The sequence below is a fragment of the Rhodococcus sp. ARC_M6 genome (genome assembly GCF_022810305.1).
Classification (GTDB): Bacteria; Actinomycetota; Actinomycetes; order Mycobacteriales; family Mycobacteriaceae; genus Rhodococcus_F.
The window spans coordinates 177,354-199,335 of record NZ_JALGQH010000005.1 but is presented as its reverse complement, the minus strand read 5'-3'; the positions used below and the strand labels follow the sequence as shown (position 1 = coordinate 199,335).

Below are 21,982 nucleotides of genomic sequence, written 5' to 3'. Positions count from 1 at the left end.
CAACTCGAGTTGAGTCAGAACTGCTTCGTGATCTTTTCGGTGCTCACTCGGCGCGCGGTAGTTTCCGCGTCCGGGTGGGCCACCTGCACGAGCGAGGCACCGGCGGCGAAGACGGATAGTAGACCGTCGATGAGTTCTTGCGCTGAATCCCACGGGCGGCTCGACAGCACTCGGTCCGCGGAGGTGAGCTCGCGAGCAGTCGAAGATTCCTTTGCAGCACTGATAGTTTCCGCGACCGATCGACCTTCCAGTGCGGATCCGGCTCCGGCACTGCGGAACTGATCGCCATGCACACGAATGGACGTCGCGTAGTCCGCAACTCCGATCGGCAGGCCACTCAAGCCTTTTCCGAAAGCGTCGAGCGAGAGAGCCGCAACCTCGGGCACGTCAGTGACGTCACCGAGGCGGTCCTCGGTGACAAAAGCGAGTTCGGCATCGGAATCAGGGGAGAGGACAACCTCGCACCCGGCCCACCACACACCGAGCAGCACGGCAACACTCTGCCAGTGCGCGGGCAGCAGTACGGCGACCTTCGCGCCCGGATCGAGAGCGAACTCGTCAACCATCATGTTCGCTGTCTTGGCCGCCCAGTTCATCAAGGTGCTCGCCGAGAGTTCGATGCGCTCGCCGCTCGCGTCGTCGTAGTACGTGACCCGCGGGCCCGCCGAGTCGGCAGCCAGGATCGGTCCGAGGAGCGCGTCGGTCAGGTTGTCGACAGGTGAAGGCATCAGGTCAGTTTACGCAGTGGTCAGTTGACACACCGAGGCCCGCTGGATGCCGCGTCGATCGGAGGGCCCGGGGGAGCGGGCGTCGGACTGGTCTCGGTCGTGCTCGCAGAGTTCGACGTCGAGGTGGAACCGGAATCACTCGGTGACACGGAGTCGGCAGACTGCGGGCCGGAGTAGCCCGCGGCGAGAACGACGCGAACTGTGTTCGAAGGCAACGATGAATCTGCTTTCACCGTCAGACCTCCGAGGGCGTCGGCGACCGCGAGTGCGGCGTCGTCGTCCGCGGACTTCGAGAAGACAGTGGATTCGGAAACGCTTGCGCCGGTGTTGTTACCGACCTTGCCCTCCTTGTATCCGAGGGCGCTCAGCGCCTCGGAGACACCGCTCGCAAGTCCGGCGGTGTCACTCGCATTGGCAACGTCGACAGTGAACTTGGACGCATCGACAGTCGGTGCCGACGACGTCGTGGTTTCCTCGGCCGGGGCGTCGGCCCCGACCAGGCTCGCGATGTACTTCTTCACGTCCTTCGGATCGACCTTGACGATGGACTCGCCGTAGTCGGTCATCCCGTTGATGTCGAGCACCGGGATCGTCTCGAACTGAACTTTGCCGCCTGCGAGATTCTGTAGTTGCTTGGCGAATTCGATGATGTCCCAATCGTCGTCGATGACAACCGAGCGTTCGACGGCGTTGGTCAACGAACCGAGTTTGCCGGGATCGCTCAGTGTTTTTGCGCTGAGGACCTTGCTGACGAGGGAGGCCATGAAGACCTGCTGACGGACGATGCGGTCGAGGTCGCCACGGGGGAGATCGTGACGTTGCCGCACGAAGCTGAGGGCATCGGATCCGTCGAGAGTTTGTTCACCGGCGGGAAAGTTGGCGCCCGACATCGGTTCGTCGACCGCAGCGTTGAGGCAGACATTGACGCCGCCGACGGCATCGGTCAGGAGGACAAATCCGAGTAGACCGATTTCGGCGTAGTGGTCGACAGTGATGCCCGTCAGGTTCGAGACGGACTTGATCAACGCGGTCCGGCCCGCTTCGGTAGATTTGCGATCGGCTTCCGAATCGCTGGCACCGTTGTTGACCAGACGCAGTCGCTCGGTCTCCTTGGTCGCACCAAAGGCACCGTTGATCTTCGACATGCCGATGCCCGGGACGTTGACGTAGGCGTCGCGCGGAATGGAGATCGCGGTGGCGGAACTGCCGTCGTTGGGCACGCGGATCAAGATGATCGTGTCGGTGTTGGACGCGACCTCCTCGCCGGCACGCAACGAGTCCAATTCTTTCTGCGAGAGCGGGTTTCCATGCGCATCGGTTCGACTGTCGGTTCCCACCATCAGGATGTCGATGGCACCGTCCTTGCCGCCGCCCAAACCGAGGCCGCTCGCGGTGGCGAGACTGTTGCGTAGGGAGTCAACTCCGCGCCAGGCGAAACCGGTAACCAGCAACACCAGAACGGACACCACGGCGACAGCTATCCGTCCGGGGCTCGTCTTCTGCCGAGCAGGCGCAGGTCGTGGACGTGCGCGGCGTTGTGGTTGCTGGTGTGACACCCACTCAGGTTACTGGTCTCTCTGCGCGTCGCCGGTACCTCGACGCGGCGTGCCAAACTGAACGGTGTGACGAACATCCTGCTCACCGGCGCCCGTGGACAACTCGGAACGCGCATCGAAACGCTGGCCCGTTCGGCGGGTCTCGCCATTGCGGCGTTCGATTCGTCGCAGTGGGATATCGCCGACCTCGGCGCAGTCGAGCGGATCATGAGCTCGAACGACGTGACGCCGAACAGCGTGGTGATCAACTGCGCCGCCTACACGGCAGTGGATGCCGCTGAGTCCGACGAGGCGGTAGCTACCCGAGTCAACGCCGTCGGACCGGGCAACCTGGCCGATGCCTGTGCTCGTGTCGGTGCTCGACTCATCCACGTATCCACCGACTACGTCTTTCCCGGCGACGCACACACTCCCTACGAGAGCGACGCACCCACCGGTCCGTCGACGGTCTACGGTCGCACCAAGCTGGCTGGTGAGGAGGCCGTGCGGGAGTCCGGGGCCGCTTCCGCGATCGTTCGAACCGCCTGGGTGTACTCCGGCGAGGCCGGCGATTTTGTCGGCACAATGCGCAGGCTCGAAGCCGAGCGTGAGTTCGTCGACGTCGTCGACGACCAAATCGGTTCACCCACCTACAGCCTCGATCTTGCGGCCGGACTGCTCGAACTCGCAGCCCGACCCTTCACCGGCAGCACGACTCTGCATGCCACCAATGCCGGGCAGGCCAGTTGGTTCGACCTGGCTCGCGCGGTGTTCGAGGAGATCGGTGCCGATCCCAACCGGGTCCGGCCGTGCAGTAGCGCGCAGTTCGTTCGCCCCGCCCCGCGCCCGGCGTATTCGGTCCTGTCCGGCCACGCGTGGGCGGCGGCCGGACTGAGCCCGCTGCGTCCGTGGCGTGAGGCGCTTCACGACGCTCTGGGGCGCTCACAGTTCGGGCGGAGCGCTGCGGGCGGCTAGGCTGACCAGCGTGAGTCCCAAGCTGGCCGTGGTAACGGTGACCTACTCGCCAGGCGAGCATCTCGAGAACTTTTTGAGCACACTCGCTGTGGCGACGACAGAAAAACCCCAGGTCATCATGGCCGACAATGGGTCGACCGACGGTGCTCCCGAGGCAGCCGACGCGAAGTACGAGCATGTTCGTCTGCTTCGTACGGGCGGAAATATCGGTTACGGCGGTGCCATAAATCGGGCCGTCGCGGAGATCGATCCGGCGATCGAATTCCTCGTTATTTCCAATCCGGACGTCCAATGGGCACCCGGTTCACTCGACAAATTGGTCGCTGCGGCAGATCGGTGGCCAAGGGCCGGTGCACTCGGGCCCAAGGTCCTCGAACTCGACGGCAGTGTCTATCCGTCGGCGCGAGCCGTTCCCGACATCGCCTCCGGCGCAGGGCACGCAATTCTGGGAACCGTGTGGCCGAAGAATCCGTGGACCACTCGATACCGCCAGGAAAACGAGGCTCTGACCGAGCGGGCCGTCGGCTGGCTGTCCGGCTCGTGCCTGTTGGTTCGTCGGGACGCATTCGACGCCATCTCCGGATTCGACTCCCGCTACTTCATGTATATGGAAGATGTCGATTTCGGTGACCGCCTCGGAAAAGCAGGGTGGCTCAACGTTTTTGTACCCTCAGCTGAGGTGACTCACGCGAAAGGGCATGCGGCCGGGCGCCATCCGGAGTTGATGTTGCCGGCACACCATCGCAGTGCCTATCGTTTCCAAGCCGACCGCCATCCACACTGGTGGCAGGCGCCGCTGCGTCTTGCCCTACGCGGCGGGCTGGCCGTGCGGTCCAAGATCGCCGTGGCATCCGCAGTACGTGCGCGTAGTCGCACCGAAAACTCGACCGACAACACTTCAGTTTCGAATCACGGGGGACAACGATGACCGAGCCGAATCCGACCGACGCCGTAATCCTGGTAGGAGGCAAGGGTACTCGCCTGCGCCCGTTGACCTTGTCGGCGCCCAAACCGATGCTGCCGACTGCAGGCTTGCCGTTTCTGACACACCTTCTGGCGCGGATCGAGGCCGCCGGAATCAAGCATGTCGTGCTCGGTACTTCGTTCAAAGCGGAGGTGTTCGAGGACTACTTCGGTGACGGTTCCAAGATGGGGCTCGAGATCGACTACGTCTTCGAAACCGAACCGCTCGGAACCGGCGGCGGCATTCGTAACGTTCTCCCGAAACTGCGCGGCGACAACATCATGGTGTTCAACGGCGACGTGCTCGGCGGCACAGACTTAAACGCGATTCTCGACACCCACGCCAAGACCGATGCAGATGTGACTCTGCACCTCGTCCGTGTCGGCGATCCGCGTGCATTCGGTTGCGTTCCCACCGACGACAACGGCCGGGTATCCGCGTTCCTGGAGAAGACGCAGGATCCGCCCACCGATCAGATCAATGCCGGTTGCTACGTCTTCAAGCGCGAGATCATCGAGCAGATCCCCGCGGGACGTCCCGTTTCCGTCGAGCGTGAGGTTTTCCCCGCACTGTTGTCCGAGGGCAAGCGCGTTTTCGGCCACGTGGACTCGTCGTACTGGCGTGACATGGGTACCCCGGAAGACTTCGTTCGTGGTTCCGCAGACCTGGTGCGAGGTATCGCGCCTTCGCCCGCTCTCGACGGCCCGCGCGGTGAGTCCCTCGTGCACCCGGGCGCCGGCGTTGCTCCCGGTGCCGTACTGATCGGCGGCACGGTTGTCGGCCGCGGCGCAGAAGTAGGCGCTGGTGCGCGCCTGGACGGCGCCATTCTGTTCGACGGCGCCGTGGTCGAGGCCGGCGCGACGGTGGAACGGTCCATCATCGGTTTCGGTGCCCGGATCGGACCCCGCGCGCTCGTACGTGACGCAGTGATCGGTGACGGCGCCGACGTCGGTGCTCGTTGTGAGCTGCTTCGCGGTGCTCGCGTGTGGCCGGGCGTGACACTGCCGGACGGTGGCGTGCGTTTCAGCACAGATGTGTGATTGTTGAGCTTCGCAACTGGAATACTAGTGGGATGACTTCATTTCCGAGCCGGTACGTCGCTCTCGGTGATTCGTTCACCGAGGGCGTCGGCGATGCAGACGAGCGCTTTCCCAACGGCTTGCGAGGGTGGGCTGACCGCGTCGCCGAGCAGTTGGCGAGCGGCAATCCCCAGTTTCGCTACGCCAACCTTGCTGTCCGTGGCCGCTTGCTCGGTCCGATCATCGAAGAGCAGCTTGCGCCGGCACTGGCCCTGAAGCCGGATCTGGTGTCGATCTACGCCGGCGGAAACGACATGATGCGTCCGAAGTTGGATCTTGACGCATTGGTGGATCACTACGACACCGCGATAGCGCAGCTCACCGAATCCGGTGCGCGCGTACTGATTTTCACCGCCTACGACACGGGATGGTCGGCGTTCTTCGGCAAGCTCCGTGGCCGCATGGCGATTTACAACGAATTGGTTCGTGAAGTAGCCGACCGGCACGGCGCGACCATCGTCGACTTCTGGCGATTCGACGAATACCAGGACTTGCGGATGTGGGACTTCGACCGGCTGCACATGTCGCCGGCCGGGCACCAGAACATGGCCACTCGTGTCTTGGACGCGATCGGCGTCGACCACGGTCTCACTCCGCCGGATCTCGGTCCTGCACCGGTTCTGTCCAAAGCGGAGACCCGGGCCGAAGACCGTGCGTGGACCCGAGAGTTCTTGGTGCCGTGGGTAGCTCGACGCGTCAAGGGGACTTCCTCCGGCGACGGCGTCAGCGCCAAGCGGCCGGAACTTGCTCCGGCATTTCAATCCTGACGGCTTTTCAGTCCTGATCGAGGCGAGTGCGGGCCAGTGCGACCAAATGGTCGATGGTCTCGCGTTCCGCTGACTCCGGAAGTGCGTCGACGGGCCACCACCTCAGGTCCGTCGACTCCTCACTGCGCACGATCGGCGAATTGTCCGGTGCCACAACAAGAAACCTCAGGTCGAGGTGCCGCGTCGGAACGCCCAGTGAACAGGTGATCGGATGGGTGTGCGCCGAGAGCAACGTGGGATCGATGCGGAGATCGTGAATACCGGATTCCTCGCGGGCCTCACGCAGCGCCGAGTCGACCACGCTGTTGTCTTCCGGTTCACAATGCCCGCCGAGTTGGATCCACCGACCCACCCGTGGATGCAGAGTCAGTAAGACATGTCGTCCGCTCTCGTCGAGAACCAGCGACGACGCAGTGATATGCCCGGGTGCGTGACGACGGAGGCAACCGTCGGGTGCCGAATCGAGAAACGCCAACATGGTGTGCCGCAAGGACTCATCGTGCTCGGAGGGCGTGATCCAGCCCTCGAGAACACTTGTGGCGGACGCATGCAGGGTTTCGGCGCTCACAGCTCTACCAGGGCATCGCCGGGCGCGGAAGCCTCACGCACAGTGAGCGGTTCGAGCGGATGGCCGATGGCAACAGCGCCGAGTGGCTGCCAATCCGCAGGAAGCCCCAACAGTTCTCGTACCGCATCGGCCGCGAAAATCGTCGAACCGATCCAGCAACTTCCGACCTCGCGAGTCGCGAGTGCAACCAGCAATCCCTGCACTGCCGCTCCCGCAGCAACCGTGAACATCGTGGACTCGGCAGCGGTACGACGGTCGTCGGGATAACTGTGCGCACCATCGGGGACACAGAACGGGATGACCACTTCGGGGGCGTCGAAAAGTATGTTGCCGCGCGCGACGCGGGCCCGGATCGATTCCTCGCTCCGCCCGTCGGCCCGCAGATCCGCAGCCCACAGTTCGCGCAACGCATCGAGCAGCTGCGCACGAATTTCCTTGGTGCGCAACCACACAAATCGAACCGGACGGGTGTGGTGCGGGGCCGGAGCCGTGAGGGCCTCGGAGATGGACGCGCGAATGAGTTCGGCGTCGACAGGTTCCGCGGTGAACTGACGAACGGAACGACGGAGAAGCAGCGCTTGGCCGCGGCCCATCGCCGTGGCTTCGGCAGTGCCGAGCCAGAACAGATCCTCGGGCCCGCGGCGGATGAGGTCCTGACCGGTGGAACCGTCGTCCTCGAAGCGCAAGCCACGCACGACTGCAACGGGAACTCCACCGACTTTGCCCTTGACCAGATCGCCGGCAGCCGCGATTTCGTCGGCCACGGCGATCTCGGTGACGACAAGGTCGTTGCCTTGACTGTCCTGCGCGCCGAGGTACCCGTGTAGAACGGGAATACCCGCGGAGCCGATGGCAGCATCGGTCTGCCCGTTGCGCCACGCGCGGCCCATCGTGTCGGTGACCACGACAGCCACGGACTTGCCGGTGCTCGCGAGTATTCGCATGCGCAGCGATGCGGCACTGGCATCCGGATCCACTGGCAGTAGCGCCAATTCCGCGCCGTCGACGTTGGAGCCGTCGATGCCTGACGCAGCTTGGACGATCCCGAGCTTGTTCTCGGTGATGAGGGTTCGGCCCTTGCGCGCAACGACGCGTACGGCCTCCTGGTCGACGAGAATGCGTCGGGCGGCGTCGCGCTCCTCGGGGTCGGTCGGAGAGGCGACGATGCGACCTTCGACCTTCGAGAACACCTTGCTCGTCACGACAAGCACGTCATCGTTTTCGAGCCAGGGTGTAGCCGCGATGAGCGCGGCAGCCAAGTCGTCTCCCGGCCGAAATTCCGGAAGTCCCGGTACCGGAATCACTTCGATAGCTGCGCCGGGGGAGTGATCACCGACAGTCACAGGGATACCCCGGCGATGTCGAATGCAGTACGGACCATCTCGGCCGTCGCTTCGGGCGACGTCATGATCAGCGGGAGGCTGCGCACTTCCATTCCGTCGACAGTGGCTGTGTCACCTTCGTCGATCAGCCAGCCGTCGAGAATACCGTTGATCGACCGCGCACCGTAATGGCGACCGATCGCTTCGGACGTGGTTTCGACGCCGATGACCTCGAGGCATTCGTCGGCCATGCCGCGCAACGGTTTTCCGGCGATCACGGGGGAGAGTCCGATGACCTTTGCCGACGTCGTACGTAGTGCGCCGCGGATGCCGGGGACAGCGAGTATCGCGCCGACGCTGACCACGGGGTTGGACGGAGCGATCAAGACTATGTCCGCGTTCTCGATCGCCTCGATCACTCCGGGAGCCGGCTTGGCCTGCTCGGCACCGACGTGCGCGAAACTGTGTGTGGGGACCTGAGCGCGGTGACGTACCCACCATTCCTGGAAGTGAATTGCTTTTTGCTCGCCGTCTTCGGGGTCGGTGATGACGACGTGCGTCTCACTGCGGTCGTCGCTGACGGGAATCAAATCGACTCCCGGATTCCAGCGATTGCACAGTGCTTCCGTGATTGCGGAGAGTGGATATCCGGTTCGCAGCATCTGGCTTCGAATCAAATGAGTGGCGATATCTCGATCGCCGAGGCCGAACCAATCCGGCTTGGCGCCGTAGGCTGCGAGCTCTTCTTTTGCGTTCCAACTCTCACCGGCGTGGCCCCACCCACGCTCGGTGTCGATGCCGCCGCCGAGGGTGTACATGCAGGTATCGAGGTCGGGACAGATGCGCAAGCCGTGCATCCACACGTCGTCGCCGACGTTGACAACCGCCGTGATCCGATGCGGGCCTTCATATTTCTCGAGCGTTTCGCCACCAGAGATGCCGAGCGCATGTTGCACTCCTTGGAGGAAACGAGCTCCACCGACGCCGCCAACCAACACAGTCACGTTCACTTGACAAAGACTAGGCGGTGCTCGATTTGTCATGACCGCTGGGCAGTAGGTCGGCTGCGAATATCGGGCCGGAATACTAATGGATTGATATCGATTAGCTTGACCGCGACACGCAGGACGTGTGTAATCTCAAATGTGTCATTCCACCGTTGCTCGCGAGAAAGCTTGCAGCGAGACCAGATTCGAACGTAGTTTCGAATGGTCAACGGGGTGGGGTTGAAAGATGGAGTGAAATTCTGCGCTATTACAGGTGAGGAGGCGGAACGATGCCCAATGAAAATGTCGAGATCAGTTCTCTCGCAATGACAGTGAGCTACGAACCGCAGACCGATTCCCGAGCAGGCGCAGCAGAAGGTGCCTGCAACAGTGATTTCGGAGCAGTGAGTACTCGGCCAGTGCTGAGTCTCGTGACTGGTTTCGAGGAACTGTTCGACACAATCGAGGATCAGTGGCAGGAGCGCGCACTGTGTGCGCAAACCGATCCCGAAGCGTTCTTCCCGGAAAAGGGTGGATCGACTCGGGAAGCCAAGAGGATCTGCCTCGGCTGTGAGGTTCGTGACGAGTGCCTCGATTATGCACTCGCCAACGACGAACGATTCGGTATCTGGGGAGGTTTGTCGGAGCGTGAGCGTCGACGCCTAAAGCGGGGGATCATCTGATCTTCTGCTGAATCGGTTCCGTCAGCGTCGGGGCTGACGGATGGTCTGCGAAGTCTGACCTGCAACGGGGAATTGCAGGTCGTACACAGACCTTCATTCATCATGCTCGGTTTTTATCAAGTTCAGTATTCAACTAATCTTCGTCAGGCAGTGTCGGGTCGATCACCTGTGGGTCTACTCCGAGAAACGTACTGACCTGATGGACCAGCACGTCGTGAACCAGGTCTGTGAGTTCATCCGGATTTTTGGCACGCTGCTCCAATGGCCGACGGAACAATACAATCCGCGCCCGCGTCGTTTTGCCGTAGCGATCTATGCCGGCCGGAATCAACCGTGACAGCGGTACGGGTCCGTCTGCGACAACTTCCGGCGGCCAGGTCACCGAGTCGGGATCGCGGGCGAAAATTTTCGGAACCTCGTCCACTGCGATGTCGAGTTTTTTCAGTCGGTCGTGCCACGCGCGGTCGACCGGGGCAAAAGCATCCATGACCAATAAGTCGAACTTCTCCGCTCGGGTTCGGCGAGCGGGAACCTCGGGTGGAAGCAAGGGTCCGCGTAGTCCTCGTCCGCGCCGCTCGATCGAACGGGTGGTCACCGGGCGTCTGCGGGGGGAGCGTGGCATGCCGTCGAGATTACGACAGTCGAACCCGCCCGGTGTGTCCGAGTAGGTTCCGGCAGCGGGGAGGACTAGGCTCCGTACCTGTGAGATCTCTGCGTCGCTGCTGCCGCCCCGGGTGTAAGAACCCCGCCGTCGCGACGTTGACGTATGTCTACTCGGATTCCACCGCTGTCGTAGGTCCGCTGGCTACTGTCGCGGAACCGCACTCGTGGGATCTGTGTGACAACCATGCGTCGCGTATCACGGTCCCCAAGGGCTGGGAAATGGTCCGGTACGAGGGAGGATTCTCCTCGAGTACCCCGGACGAGGATGACTTGACCGCCCTGGCGGAAGCCGTTCGTGAGGCCGGTTTCGGCGACCGAAACAAGGGTCGTGAGGATTCCGGCGCGTCGTTGAACGAGGACGTCCGTTCTATCACTCCCACCGCGGCCCGTACCGGGCGCCGAGGGCACCTCCGTGTCCTGCCGGATCCGTCGTCCTGACTCGAGGCGACCAGCCTTCCGTGGCAAGAAATTGTCCTGCGTGAAGCACTAGGCTTGTTCACAACTTTCAGCGTCCCACGGACAGATCCGTCGGGATGCGCATACAAGGAGAATGAATTCAGTGGTGCGAACAGCCGAGTCTGTTGCTGCAATCATCAAGGCGTACGACGTCCGCGGCGTAGTCGGTGAGCAGATCGACGAAGATTTTGTGCGCGATGTCGGCGCTTCGTTTGCACGTCTGGTCCGGGACGAAGCCGGCGCAGCGACCACCGTCGTGATCGGTTACGACATGCGAGCATCCTCGCCGTCCTTGTCGGCCGCTTTCGCGGACGGCGTCGTCGCGCAGGGACTCGATGTCGTCCATATCGGACTGGCGTCCACCGATGAGCTGTATTTTGCCTCCGGATTGTTGAACTGCCCCGGTGCGATGTTCACCGCGAGCCACAACCCGGCCAAGTACAACGGAATCAAGCTGTGCCGCGCCGGTGCCAAGCCTGTCGGCCAGGACACCGGGCTGGCAGTCATCTCGGCCGAGGTTGTTTCCGGCGTACCCGAATTCGACGGTCCGGCAGGGTTGGTCAGCAGCCAGGATGTGCTCGAGGAGTACGCGAGTTACCTGCGAGGACTGGTGGACCTCTCCGAAATGCGAGAGATGAAAGTTGCCGTCGACGCGGGCAACGGTATGGGTGGGCACACAGCCCCCGCTGTATTCGGGCCGATGCCCCTCGACGTGGCACCCCTGTATTTCGAACTCGACGGCACGTTCCCGAACCACGAGGCGAACCCGCTCGATCCGGCCAACCTCGTGGACCTGCAGGCCTACGTCCGTGAGACGGGAGCCGATCTCGGTCTCGCTTTCGACGGCGACGCCGATCGATGCTTCGTCGTCGACGAAAAAGGCGACCCGGTGTCACCGTCCGCGGTGACCGCGCTTGTCGCAAAGCGCGAGTTGGCCAAGGAGCCCGGCGCCTCGATCATCCACAACCTCATCACGTCAGCGGCCGTGCCCGAACTGGTCACCGAGTTGGGTGGAGTGCCGATTCGTACTCGAGTGGGCCATTCGTTCATCAAGCAGGAGATGGCCGACACCGGCGCGATCTTCGGCGGCGAGCATTCCGCTCACTACTACTTCCGCGAATTCTGGGGTGCAGACTCCGGCATGCTGGCAGCACTGCACGTCCTTGCTGCACTCGGTGAACAGGACCGGCCGCTGTCGGAACTCATGGCCGAGTACACCCGCTACAGCGCTTCCGGCGAAATCAACTCCACGGTCGCGGATGCTGCCGACCGCACCGCTGCAGTCGTTGCAGCATTCGCAGACCGCACCGAATCCGTTGATCACTTGGACGGCGTCACGGTCAACCTGTCCGGCAAGGCATGGTTCAACCTGCGCGCATCCAACACTGAACCGTTGCTCCGACTTAACGTCGAAGCCCCGACGCAGGCAGATGTCGACGCATTGGCCGACGAGATCTTGGCGATCGTGCGCGGCTGAGAAGGTATCTGCTCGATTGGTTTGTCGGCGCATCGACTTACCTGGGATAGTTGGGGGACTATCCCGCACGGGACACTGCGAGAGAATTTGGTATGGAGAAGGGGGTGCGGTGAGATGACAGCGCCGACGCCGCTTCTCGACCTCGACGACAGTGACGGTTTGTCTGCTGCCGATTTCGAGGGGCTACTGCGTTCGGTAGCCATGGGGGGCGCACAGATTCGCTCTACGGCTTCGGCAATTGCCGAGGGCACACTGGATCGATTGGCTGGCCTACGGCCACGAAGCATCGTGCTGGTGGCAGGTTCCGGGGGGGCCAGGCATGCTGCCCGGATCGCCACCGCTCTGCTCGGTAACTCGGTCAGTTGTCCGTTGCTCCTGTTGGACCGGACACCGTCATGGGTAGGTCCACTCGACGTCGTGGTTGTCGCGGGTGACGACGCCGGCGATCCGAGGCTGGTGGAATCCGTCGACGGCGGGGTCCGCCGTGGTGCAGAAGTTGTTGTCGCGGTTCCCGAAGAAGGTCCGATGCGTGCTGCCGCTGCCGGCAGAACCATGTCTCTGGCGCCGCGGGTGTTCACTGCGCCACGCCATACGATGATTCGTTTTCTCGCAGTCTTCGCCGCCGTTGTCGCCGCGATCGACAACCGTGATCGCCATGCGGAGGGACCGTCGTTTCTCGATCGGATCGCGGATGCCGTCGATGCGGAAGCAATCAGCGACGGGCCGACAAACGAGGTGTTCCACAACCCGGCAAAATCGTTGGCCACTCGCATGCGTGACCATCGCGTCGTTCTGTGCGGCAGTGGCGCACTCGCGACTGCGCTCGCTGAATATGCAAGTGCTTCACTTCTTGCATCCGGGCATTCTGCTGCCGGCGCGGAACTCTCCGATGTGATCGCCGCCGCCCGATCACTGTTCGTCCCGGCCGGTGGCACGCGTGATTCGGTGTTCCACGATCCGTTCTTCCATGATCCGGAGTTCGACGGCGCACTACCGGTCGACCCCGTTCGTGTCTTCGTTTTTGCCATGGAAGCGGGCCGCGGAGAGGCCATACGCAGGATCGATGCGCTGGCAGATGCCGACTTGCTGGTCGCCGCGCACGACGACACAGCCGACACGGGGGTATCGGAGATGGAACAACTATTTATTTTGGCGTCGCGTCTGGACATGGCGTCGGCGTACATGCAGTTGACGGGTGGTGCGCGGTAGTGCAAGAACTCGAAGGTGCTTTGAGGTCGTATGCGTGGGGGTCACGCACGGCCATCGCGGAACTTCGCGGGCGCCCCGTACCGTCGGCGCATCCCGAGGCAGAATTGTGGTTAGGTGCGCATCCCGGTGATCCGGCTCGGGTCGTCGACGAGAACGGCACCGAATCTTTGCTCGAGGTGCTGCGCCGCGACCCCACAGGACAGTTGGGGGCTGCCAACGTCGAAGCATTCGGCGAGCGGCTGCCGTTCCTGCTGAAATTGCTCGCGGCGGAAGAACCTTTGTCGTTGCAGGCTCATCCGAGCGCCAGGCAGGCAGCCGAGGGTTTCCGCCGGGAAAACGAGTTGGGCGTGCCGATGGACGCATCGATTCGCAACTACAAGGACGGTAGTCACAAGCCTGAACTTGTTGTCGCTTTGAGTCGGTTCGAGGCTCTCGCCGGGTTCCGTGAACCGACGCGGACGGTCAAGATGCTGCGCGCATTGGCGGTAGCTGAACTCGAGCCGTATATCGGTCTCCTCGAAGGACAACCGGACTCCGACGGACTGCGCGCTCTGTTCACGACGTGGATAACGCTGCCGTCCGCTGCGCTCGGGACGTTGCTGCCGGCGGTACTTGCGGGATGCATCAGTTACGTTTCGCAACGAGACGTCGAGTTCGCGCCCGAGATACGCACGGCGCTCGAACTCGGCGAGTCGTACCCCGGCGACGCCGGAGTGCTGGCTGCGCTGCTTCTCAACCGAGTCACGCTCGAGCCGGGTCAGGGAATCTTCCTTGCTGCCGGGAACCTGCATGCCTACCTGCACGGACTGGCAGTCGAGATCATGGCAAACTCCGACAACGTCTTGCGCGGTGGATTGACCCCGAAACACGTCGATGTTCCCGAGTTGCTTCGCGTCCTCGATTTCGACGGCGCCGATATCACGATTCTCGAGCCCGAGCCGGAACCGGATTCGGCAGAATTCATCTATCCGACACAGGCTCCCGAATTTCGGTTGACCCGGATCGAGTTCGGCGAAGGAACGACGGAGAGCGTCGTACCGGAGGGTGGTCCGAGAATCTTGATCTGCACCGCAGGCGCGGTGACGGCTCGGTGTGGAAGCAGTGAGCTCGACCTCGGCGCGGGTCGGTCGGCGTGGATTTCCGCGGACGAGCCGGCGGTTCGGATATCGGCGAAAAGCACGCATGCGCAGGTATTCAGTGCTTCGGTTGGCCGATAGCTACATTTTGTCGTCAGACTAGGAGATAATCTGTGTCGGCTAGCGGCAGTAAGAAAGCAATTCTCGCGGCATTGGGTGCTAATGCCGGAATAGCAGTAGCCAAATTCGCAGGATTCCTGATCACCGGTTCGTCGTCGATGCTGGCAGAGTCGGTGCACTCGGTCGCTGACACGTCCAATCAGGGACTGCTGCTTCTGGGGCAGAAGAAAGCGGAACGTGAAGCCGACCAGCTCCATCCGTTCGGGTACGGACGTAGTCGATACTTCTATTCGTTTGTTGTCGCTCTGGTGCTGTTCACTCTCGGTTCGATGTTCGCGATCTATGAGGGAATACACAAGATTCAACATCCCGAGGACCTCAACTCGGCGTACGTCGCCGTCATTATTCTGGTCATTGCGATCGGACTCGAAGGCTTCAGTTTCCGGACAGCCATCAAAGAATCACGTTTGATCAAGGGCGACTCGACGTGGTGGGGTTTCATCCGCAATTCACGGAGTCCGGAACTGCCCGTGGTCCTGCTCGAGGATTTCGGCGCGTTGATCGGACTGGCGCTGGCACTTGGCGGCGTCGCGTTGACGATGATGACGGGCAACCCGGTTTTCGACGGTATCGGCACACTCTGCATTGGTATTCTGCTCGGGATCATCGCGATCATTCTGATCGTCGAGATGCAGAGCCTACTGATCGGTGAAGGCGCTACCAACGCAGAAACCGATCGGATTCTGGCGGCGCTGGTCGACGGAACCCGCATCGAACGCGTCATCCATTGCAAGACTCAGTACCTAGGGCCCGAAGAACTTCTGGTTGCCGCGAAGGTCGCGGTGCCGTTCGGTTCCACGATCTCGGATGTCGCCGTCGCGATTGACGAAGCTGAGGTGCGGGTGCGCGCTGCGGTTCCCGCCGCGCGTGTGATCTACCTGGAACCCGATCTGGACAGGCTCGCGAAAGACGCCAGGCGAGCAATCTTTCCCCCACAGGCTTAGGCTGAATGCATCTCTGTTGCCACTGACGGGACCGGCTGGTCCACCTTGCCGCCCGCGGTATGTAGTCGGTCTGCAAGGAGGCGGCTGTGGCCATCAAGGACGAGCAAGCCGGATCGCGACGTTCGAAACTGTTCCGAACCAAATCGATTGAGCAGTCGATCAAGGACACAGACGAACCGGAGACCAAACTCCGAAAAGATCTGAACTCTTGGGATCTCACCGTGTTCGGTGTCGCGGTGGTCATCGGCGCAGGCATCTTTACATTGACGGCCCGGACGGCAGGTAATGTCGCCGGGCCGTCGGTGTCTCTTGCGTTTGTCATCGCGGCATTTGCCTGCGGACTCGCAGCACTGTGTTACGCCGAATTCGCGTCGACGGTGCCCGTCGCGGGTAGTGCCTACACGTTTTCCTACGCGACGTTCGGGGAGTTCGTCGCGTGGATTATCGGCTGGGACCTCATTCTCGAATTTGCGTTGGCATCCTCGGTGGTGGCCAAAGGCTGGTCCCTGTATCTCGGTGAGGTGATGGGTTCGCGTAGTCCGATAGTCGAATGGGGACCGATCAATGTCGACTGGGGAGCGGTGCTGATTGTCGCCGCCATCACGGTGGTGCTTGCCACGGGCACCAAACTGTCTTCGCGGGTCTCATTGGTGATTACGGCAATCAAAGTGGCGGTGGTGCTGCTGGTGATCATCGTCGGCATGTTCTACATCAACACCGACAACTACACGCCGTATATCCCGCCGTCGCAACCAGGATCGACGGGTGAAGGTATCCATCAGTCGCTGTTCTCCTTCGTGACGGGGGCGGGCGGGAGTTCGTTCGGCTGGTACGGGTTGTTGGCGGCGGCGAGTTTGGTGTTCTTCGCGTTCATCGGTTTCGACGTGGTCGCAACTACCGCGGAGGAGACGAAGGACCCACAGAAGGCGTTGCCGCGGGGGATTCTCGGTTCACTGCTGATCGTCACAGTCCTGTATGTCGCGGTGACGCTCGTGTTGACAGGCATGGTCAACTACCACGTCCTCGAAGGCGACACATCCAATCTCGCAACTGCATTCGCGTTCCATGACATTACGTGGGCGAAGAACGTCATCTCGTTCGGAGCCCTCGCGGGTCTGACGACGGTGGTGATGGTGTTGATGCTCGGTCAGACTCGTGTGCTCTTCGCGATGGCGCGTGACGGTTTGATGCCGCGCCGGCTCGCCCCGACCGGTAAGCACGGAACTCCGGTGCGGATCACGGTGTTGGTCGGCGTGGTGGTCGCGGTGTTGGCCGGTGTTTTCCCGATCGGCACCCTGGAAGAAATGGTGAACATCGGAACGCTCTTCGCGTTTGTTCTGGTTTCGATCGGGGTGTTGGTTCTGCGCCGGACGCGACCGGATCTGCCTCGTGGATTCCGCGTTCCGCTTGTCCCGTTCGTGCCGATTCTGGCAGTGCTGGCGTGCTTGTGGCTGATGTTCAACTTGTCGGTGGAGACCTGGCTGCGGTTCATCGTGTGGATGGCTCTCGGTGTTGTCATCTACTTCGCGTACAGCCGACGGCATTCGATGATCGGCAAGCGAGAACGCGGGGAAGTTCCCTAGTTTTACAAAATCCTTCATTTGTCTATGCGTTGGACAAAATACATTGTATTGTCGACTTCATGGTGAACTGACTCACAATGGTGGGTCGATTCGAATGGAGGAGGCACACCGTGTCGACACACGTGAGCGCGCAGTCCGGGCCGACAACGCCGCCCGAGGAATGGCGCGACAGAAAGCGGTATCTCTGGCTGCTCGGCCTGGTTCCGCCAACTTCGGTGTTCATCGCCGTCGGAATGGTCGCGCTGTTCAACAGTGCCGGATGGACTGCCGTTGCGCCCGCATGGTGGTGGATCGGGCCACTCCTTGTGTATGTGCTGCTGCCGATTCTGGATGTCTTCTTCGGCCCCGACGGTGAGAATCCGCCGGACGAGGTCATGGAGCAACTCGAGAACGACAAGTACTACCGGTACTGCACGTACCTTTACATTCCGTTCCAGTTGGTCAGCCTCGTCGTTGCCTGCTACCTGTGGTCGGCAACCGATCTGTCCTGGCTCGGTCTGGATGGTGGGCTGGGACTGATCTCCAAGATCGGCCTGGCCATCACTATCGGTTGTGTCGCCGGCATCGGCATCAACACAGCGCACGAGTTGGGTCACAAGAAGGACGACCTCGAGCGCTGGCTGTCCAAAATCACTCTGGCGCAGTCCTTCTACGGGCACTTCTACATCGAGCACAACCGTGGGCATCACGTGCGTGTAGCGACACCGGAGGATCCGGCGTCGTCTCGATTCGGCGAGAGCTTCTGGGCTTTCCTGCCGCGAAGCGTGTGGGGTTCCCTGCGCTCCTCCTGGGAACTGGAGAAGGCTCGATTGGATCGACTGGGCAAGAATCCGTGGACAATTCGCAATGACGTCCTGCATTCGTGGCTCATGTCCGTGGTCCTGTTCGGAGTGCTGACGGCTGTGTTCGGACTTTCGATCCTGCCGTTCCTGGTGTTGCAGGCAGTGTTCGGGTTCTGTCTCCTCGAAACGGTCAACTACCTCGAGCATTACGGACTCAAGCGCAATCGACTCGATAGTGGTCGGTACGAGCGCGCCGCTCCGCAGCACAGCTGGAATTCGGACCACATCTGTACAAACATTTTCCTCTATCACCTGCAGCGTCACAGCGATCATCACGCGAATCCGACTCGGCGCTACCAGACGCTACGAAGTATGGACGGTGCACCTAATCTGCCCAGCGGGTATGCCAGCATGATCATCCTGGCCTACGTTCCGCCACTGTGGCGAAAGGTGATGGACCCCAAGGTTATCGCTCATTACGGTGGCGACATCATGCGTGTCAATGTTCAACCGTCGAAGCGTGAGCGAATCCTCGCTCGGTACGGGGCAGTATCAGGAGGACCGGCATGAGTGCCTACCGATGCCCCGTCTGCGAGTACGTCTACGACGAAGCGATCGGTGCACCGCGAGAAGGCTTTCCGGCCGGAACGCCGTGGACGGAAGTTTCCGACGACTGGTGCTGCCCGGACTGCGGTGTGCGGGAGAAGATCGATTTCGAAGCGGTGTCGATTGAATCAGGAAGTGAATCATGAACGACTACAAGCTCTATCAGTGTGCGCAGTGCGGTTTCGAGTACGACGAAGCCGAAGGCTGGCCCGAGGACGGCATAGCGCCCGGTACTCGCTGGGACGATATTTCGGAGGACTGGAGTTGCCCGGATTGCGGGGCGGCAAAGGCAGACTTTTTCATGGTGGAGGTCGAGCGCGCCTGAACCGGCAGGACGCGTATCGGTAAAGTCGCTGTCATGACTTCGACGCACGTCCGCCTGCCGCAAAAAGAGGCGTCGCGTCTGCTGCTGCGTAACTCGGTGCTCGACGCGATGTGCGAGCTTCTCACCGAGAAAGACTGGTCTGAGGTCACTCTGACGGTGCTGGCGAAGCACGCCGGAGTCAGTCGGCAAACGCTCTACAACGAGTTCGGTTCACGGCAGGGATTGGCGGAGGCATACGCCCTGCGATTGGCCGACGGGTTCGTCGACGCCGTCGATGAGGCAATGGTTGCGAATGAAGGCCACAGCGTTGTTGCACTCATGGCAGGCTTCGGCAGTTTCTTCGCCTCGAGCGGCTCTGATCCTCTGGTGCAATCTCTGCTGACGGGGGAGGCTAAACCCGATCTGCTCCGGTTGATCACCACCGACAGTGCCGTCATCATCGATCGGGCGTCGGCGCGACTCGCGGAGAGCTTCCAGCGGGGCTGGATTCAGGCGTCGGCAGCCGATGCAGGCATTCTGGCCAGGGCAGTTGCCCGGTTGGGGCTGAGCTACATTTCGATGCCGCCGGAGTCCGGGGCGTCCGTGGCGGAGGATCTGGGTACGTTGCTGGGGCCGTTCATCGACGTGGCACGTCAGGGGCGATCAGGCGTCGCCCGTGGTGCGCGCGACGGGTTGTGAGGTTCGCCGGATCACGGTGGTGTGCTTCTCGGGGCCTCGAGCGGATAGCCTTGGGGGGAGTATGCACGTCAACCAGGAGAGGCAGATGACGACCTCAGTTTCAGCAACACCCGTGGCCGATAGCAGCAACGGAATCGACTTCAAAGTAGCGGACCTTTCGCTGGCCGAGTTCGGTCGCAAGGAAATCCGTCTGGCCGAGCACGAAATGCCGGGCCTCATGGCGCTGCGTCGTGAGTACGCAGATGTGTTGCCGCTCAAGGGCGCTCGCGTTTCCGGATCGCTTCACATGACCATCCAGACCGCAGTTCTGATCGAGACGCTCACGGCGCTCGGTGCCGAGGTTCGTTGGGCCTCGTGCAACATCTTCTCCACGCAGGATCATGCCGCGGCTGCCATCGTTGTCGGCCCGCACGGTACGCCGGAGGAGCCCAAGGGCGTTCCGGTTTTCGCTTGGAAGGGTGAAACCCTCGAAGAATACTGGTGGGCAGCAGAGCAGATGCTGACCTGGCCGGGTGAGCCCGCCAACATGATTCTCGACGACGGTGGCGACGCCACGATGCTGGTGCTCAAGGGCGCGCAGTTCGAGAAGGCGGGCGTTGTCCCCCCGACGGACGACGATCAGGACTCCGACGAGCACAAGGTGTTCCTGGCTCTGCTGCGTCAGTCGCTCGAAGCTGACAAGGGCAAGTGGACTGCCATTGCCGAGTCGGTTCAGGGCGTCACCGAGGAAACCACCACGGGCGTTCTGCGTCTGTACCAGGTTGCCGCTGCCGGAGAACTCACGTTCCCGGCCATCAACGTCAACGACTCGGTCACCAAGAGCAAGTTCGACAACAAGTACGGCACCCGCCACTCGCTGCTCGACGGCATCAACCGCGGCACCGATGTTCTCATCGGCGGCAAGGCTGCTCTCGTCTGCGGTTACGGCGACGTCGGCAAGGGTTGCGCCGAGGCGCTTCGCGGCCAGGGCGCTCGCGTCGCGGTCACCGAGGTCGACCCGATCAACGCTCTGCAGGCACTGATGGACGGCTTCGAGGTCAAGACCGTCGAGCAGGCCATCGGCTGGGCCGACATCGTGATCACGTCCACCGGCAACAAGGACATCATCACGTTCGACCATATGAAGGCGATGAAGCACCAGGCCATCCTGGGCAACATCGGTCACTTCGACAATGAGATCGACATGGCCGGCCTGGAGAAGTCCGGTGAGGTCACGCGGATCAACATCAAGCCGCAGGTCGACGAGTTCACCTTCGCTGACGGTCACTCGATCATCGTGCTGTCCGAGGGACGTTTGCTGAACCTCGGAAACGCGACGGGTCACCCGTCGTTCGTGATGAGCAACAGCTTCTCCAACCAGGTCATCGCTCAGATCGAGCTGTGGACCAAGCCGGAGGAGTACGACAACGAGGTTTACCGTCTGCCCAAGCATCTCGACGAGAAGGTCGCGAAGATCCACGTCGAGGCACTCGGTGGCACGTTGACCAGGCTCTCGAAGGAACAGGCGGAGTACATCGGCGTCGACGTCGAAGGCCCGTACAAGCCGGAGCACTACCGCTACTGAGCTAGTTGGTTCCAGCGCAGTAGTTCTCTCACCGTCCCCCGGTCCGCGTCTGCGGGCCGGGGGATAGGCTTTCGTCGTGGGAATTCTTGTGGCGTTGGAAGGGCTCGACGGAGCCGGCAAGCGGACGTTGATCGGCAAGGTCGTCGACGAACTCAGGCGGACCGGCACTTCGATAGCCACCCTCGATTTTCCCCGCTACGGGCAATCGATCCATGCGGATCTTGCTGCCGAGGCACTCAAAGGTGCCCACGGTGACCTCGCTGCTTCGGTGAATGCGATGGCAGTGCTGTTCGCTCTGGACCGGGCCGGTGCTTCATCGCAGATCTCGGAATTGCTGAGCGTCAACGATATTGTCCTGCTCGACCGCTACGTGGCGTCCAACGCGGCCTACAACGCGGCTCGACTGCACCAGGGCATCGACGGTGAAATGGTCGAGTGGGTACGTGAATTGGAACTGAGCCGGCTGGAACTGCCGACGCCTGACCTTCAGTTGTACCTCGACGTTCCGGTCGCGCTTGCGGAGGAGAGGGCCCGCGGCCGTGAGGCCGAGGATGCGACCCGCGAGCGCGATGCCTACGAGCGTGACGGGGAGTTGCAAATCCGAACGGGCGCGCTCTACTCACAGCTCGCCGCAACCGAATGGATATCGCCGTGGTGGGTTATCGGCCCCGACACGGACCCCGCCGATCTCGCTCGAAAACTGGCCGATTTCACGTGAGGAATCGCGATCAGAGCGTGAATCGGAAGTTTCCGGCACAGTAGAGGGAAACGCGCGGCACGCCGCACAGTCACGTAACAGACAGATTCACCACTCGAAGATGCAACGATAGGG

At 61.9% G+C, this 21,982-nt stretch carries 23 protein-coding genes; 17 read left to right on the top strand and 6 right to left on the bottom strand.

What is annotated here, in order from left to right; translation table 11 throughout:
• Positions 1 to 14: 14 nt before the first annotated feature.
• The gene (locus tag MTX36_RS09190) at positions 15 to 728 is read right to left on the bottom strand and encodes a TIGR03089 family protein (RefSeq protein ID WP_243619403.1); all 714 of its coding nucleotides are present in this window, start codon (positions 726 to 728) and stop codon (positions 15 to 17) included.
• A 20-nt stretch (positions 729 to 748) separates the two neighbouring features.
• The gene (locus MTX36_RS09185) at positions 749 to 2,284 is read right to left on the bottom strand and encodes an LCP family protein (protein ID WP_374230454.1); all 1,536 of its coding nucleotides are present in this window, start codon (positions 2,282 to 2,284) and stop codon (positions 749 to 751) included.
• Positions 2,285 to 2,350: 66 nt separating this feature from the next.
• Between MTX36_RS09185 and rfbD the strand changes: the two genes are divergently transcribed.
• The 4 genes from rfbD to MTX36_RS09160 are packed head-to-tail and all read left to right on the top strand — an operon-like array spanning position 2,351 to position 6,048.
• Positions 2,351 to 3,238 carry a dTDP-4-dehydrorhamnose reductase gene (gene rfbD / locus MTX36_RS09180; protein WP_243619402.1) on the top strand — a complete coding sequence of 296 codons (888 nt, stop codon included), beginning with the start codon at positions 2,351 to 2,353 and terminating at the stop codon, positions 3,236 to 3,238.
• Between the two features lie 10 nt (positions 3,239 to 3,248).
• Positions 3,249 to 4,166 carry a glycosyltransferase family 2 protein gene (locus tag MTX36_RS09175; RefSeq protein WP_094272086.1) on the top strand — a complete coding sequence of 306 codons (918 nt, stop codon included), beginning with the start codon at positions 3,249 to 3,251 and terminating at the stop codon, positions 4,164 to 4,166.
• Positions 4,163 to 5,242: an NDP-sugar synthase gene (locus tag MTX36_RS30225; protein WP_308198207.1), complete on the top strand. Its 1,080-nt coding sequence runs from the start codon at positions 4,163 to 4,165 to the stop codon at positions 5,240 to 5,242. The genes MTX36_RS09175 and MTX36_RS30225 overlap by 4 nt, the downstream gene beginning before the upstream one ends.
• Before the next feature lie 32 nt (positions 5,243 to 5,274).
• The gene (locus MTX36_RS09160) at positions 5,275 to 6,048 is read left to right on the top strand and encodes an SGNH/GDSL hydrolase family protein (RefSeq protein ID WP_243619401.1); all 774 of its coding nucleotides are present in this window, start codon (positions 5,275 to 5,277) and stop codon (positions 6,046 to 6,048) included.
• A gap of 7 nt (positions 6,049 to 6,055) precedes the next feature.
• Here the strand turns inward: MTX36_RS09160 and MTX36_RS09155 are convergent, their stop codons facing one another.
• From MTX36_RS09155 to cofD, 3 genes are read right to left on the bottom strand one after another with little or no spacing between them, the layout of a single operon-like run.
• On the bottom strand, positions 6,056 to 6,616 hold the full coding sequence (locus MTX36_RS09155) for an NUDIX hydrolase (protein WP_243619400.1): 561 nt from the start codon (positions 6,614 to 6,616) through the stop codon (positions 6,056 to 6,058).
• Positions 6,613 to 7,965 (bottom strand): coenzyme F420-0:L-glutamate ligase, encoded by a 1,353-nt coding sequence (locus MTX36_RS09150; protein ID WP_374230457.1) that lies wholly within the window; start codon positions 7,963 to 7,965, stop codon positions 6,613 to 6,615. The genes MTX36_RS09155 and MTX36_RS09150 overlap by 4 nt, the downstream gene beginning before the upstream one ends.
• Positions 7,956 to 8,948 carry a 2-phospho-L-lactate transferase gene (gene cofD / locus MTX36_RS09145; protein ID WP_243619398.1) on the bottom strand — a complete coding sequence of 331 codons (993 nt, stop codon included), beginning with the start codon at positions 8,946 to 8,948 and terminating at the stop codon, positions 7,956 to 7,958. The genes MTX36_RS09150 and cofD overlap by 10 nt, the downstream gene beginning before the upstream one ends.
• Before the next feature lie 395 nt (positions 8,949 to 9,343).
• On the opposite strand from cofD, the gene MTX36_RS09140 reads away from it, so the two are divergent.
• On the top strand, positions 9,344 to 9,607 hold the full coding sequence (locus tag MTX36_RS09140) for a WhiB family transcriptional regulator (RefSeq protein WP_165826358.1): 264 nt from the start codon (positions 9,344 to 9,346) through the stop codon (positions 9,605 to 9,607).
• Between the two features lie 133 nt (positions 9,608 to 9,740).
• On the opposite strand, the gene MTX36_RS09135 is transcribed toward MTX36_RS09140, so the two are convergent.
• Positions 9,741 to 10,229, bottom strand: coding sequence for a metallopeptidase family protein (locus MTX36_RS09135; RefSeq protein ID WP_243619397.1), 489 nt, complete (start codon positions 10,227 to 10,229; stop codon positions 9,741 to 9,743).
• A gap of 80 nt (positions 10,230 to 10,309) precedes the next feature.
• On the opposite strand from MTX36_RS09135, the gene MTX36_RS09130 reads away from it, so the two are divergent.
• The 12 genes from MTX36_RS09130 (at position 10,310) to MTX36_RS09075 (ending at position 21,868) form a co-directional block, all read left to right on the top strand.
• On the top strand, positions 10,310 to 10,708 hold the full coding sequence (locus MTX36_RS09130; protein ID WP_243619396.1) for a DUF3499 domain-containing protein: 399 nt from the start codon (positions 10,310 to 10,312) through the stop codon (positions 10,706 to 10,708).
• A 121-nt stretch (positions 10,709 to 10,829) separates the two neighbouring features.
• Positions 10,830 to 12,203, top strand: a complete 1,374-nt coding sequence (locus MTX36_RS09125; protein WP_243619395.1) for a phosphomannomutase/phosphoglucomutase — start codon at positions 10,830 to 10,832, stop codon at positions 12,201 to 12,203.
• 114 nt (positions 12,204 to 12,317) lie between these two features.
• Positions 12,318 to 13,412 (top strand): tobH protein, encoded by a 1,095-nt coding sequence (locus MTX36_RS09120; RefSeq protein WP_243619394.1) that lies wholly within the window; start codon positions 12,318 to 12,320, stop codon positions 13,410 to 13,412.
• A complete protein-coding gene (manA, locus tag MTX36_RS09115) occupies positions 13,412 to 14,629 on the top strand; it encodes a mannose-6-phosphate isomerase, class I (protein ID WP_243619393.1) in 1,218 nt (405 codons plus the stop codon). The genes MTX36_RS09120 and manA overlap by 1 nt, the downstream gene beginning before the upstream one ends.
• 32 nt (positions 14,630 to 14,661) lie before the next feature.
• Positions 14,662 to 15,612 carry a cation diffusion facilitator family transporter gene (locus tag MTX36_RS09110; RefSeq protein ID WP_243619392.1) on the top strand — a complete coding sequence of 317 codons (951 nt, stop codon included), beginning with the start codon at positions 14,662 to 14,664 and terminating at the stop codon, positions 15,610 to 15,612.
• A gap of 86 nt (positions 15,613 to 15,698) precedes the next feature.
• Positions 15,699 to 17,195, top strand: a complete 1,497-nt coding sequence (locus tag MTX36_RS09105; protein ID WP_243619391.1) for an amino acid permease — start codon at positions 15,699 to 15,701, stop codon at positions 17,193 to 17,195.
• Positions 17,196 to 17,305: 110 nt separating this feature from the next.
• A complete protein-coding gene (locus MTX36_RS09100; protein WP_243619390.1) occupies positions 17,306 to 18,547 on the top strand; it encodes an alkane 1-monooxygenase in 1,242 nt (413 codons plus the stop codon).
• The gene (locus tag MTX36_RS09095) at positions 18,544 to 18,729 is read left to right on the top strand and encodes a rubredoxin (protein ID WP_243619389.1); all 186 of its coding nucleotides are present in this window, start codon (positions 18,544 to 18,546) and stop codon (positions 18,727 to 18,729) included. Before MTX36_RS09100 ends, MTX36_RS09095 begins: the two co-directional genes overlap by 4 nt.
• Positions 18,726 to 18,908, top strand: coding sequence for a rubredoxin (locus MTX36_RS09090; RefSeq protein ID WP_243619388.1), 183 nt, complete (start codon positions 18,726 to 18,728; stop codon positions 18,906 to 18,908). The genes MTX36_RS09095 and MTX36_RS09090 overlap by 4 nt, the downstream gene beginning before the upstream one ends.
• Before the next feature lie 33 nt (positions 18,909 to 18,941).
• On the top strand, positions 18,942 to 19,586 hold the full coding sequence (locus MTX36_RS09085; RefSeq protein ID WP_243619387.1) for a TetR/AcrR family transcriptional regulator: 645 nt from the start codon (positions 18,942 to 18,944) through the stop codon (positions 19,584 to 19,586).
• Between the two features lie 85 nt (positions 19,587 to 19,671).
• Entirely contained in the window at positions 19,672 to 21,150 is a 1,479-nt protein-coding gene (ahcY, locus tag MTX36_RS09080) for an adenosylhomocysteinase (protein WP_243619386.1), read from the top strand.
• A gap of 76 nt (positions 21,151 to 21,226) precedes the next feature.
• The gene (locus MTX36_RS09075) at positions 21,227 to 21,868 is read left to right on the top strand and encodes a dTMP kinase (RefSeq protein ID WP_243619385.1); all 642 of its coding nucleotides are present in this window, start codon (positions 21,227 to 21,229) and stop codon (positions 21,866 to 21,868) included.
• The last annotated feature ends 114 nt before the right edge of the window (positions 21,869 to 21,982 follow it).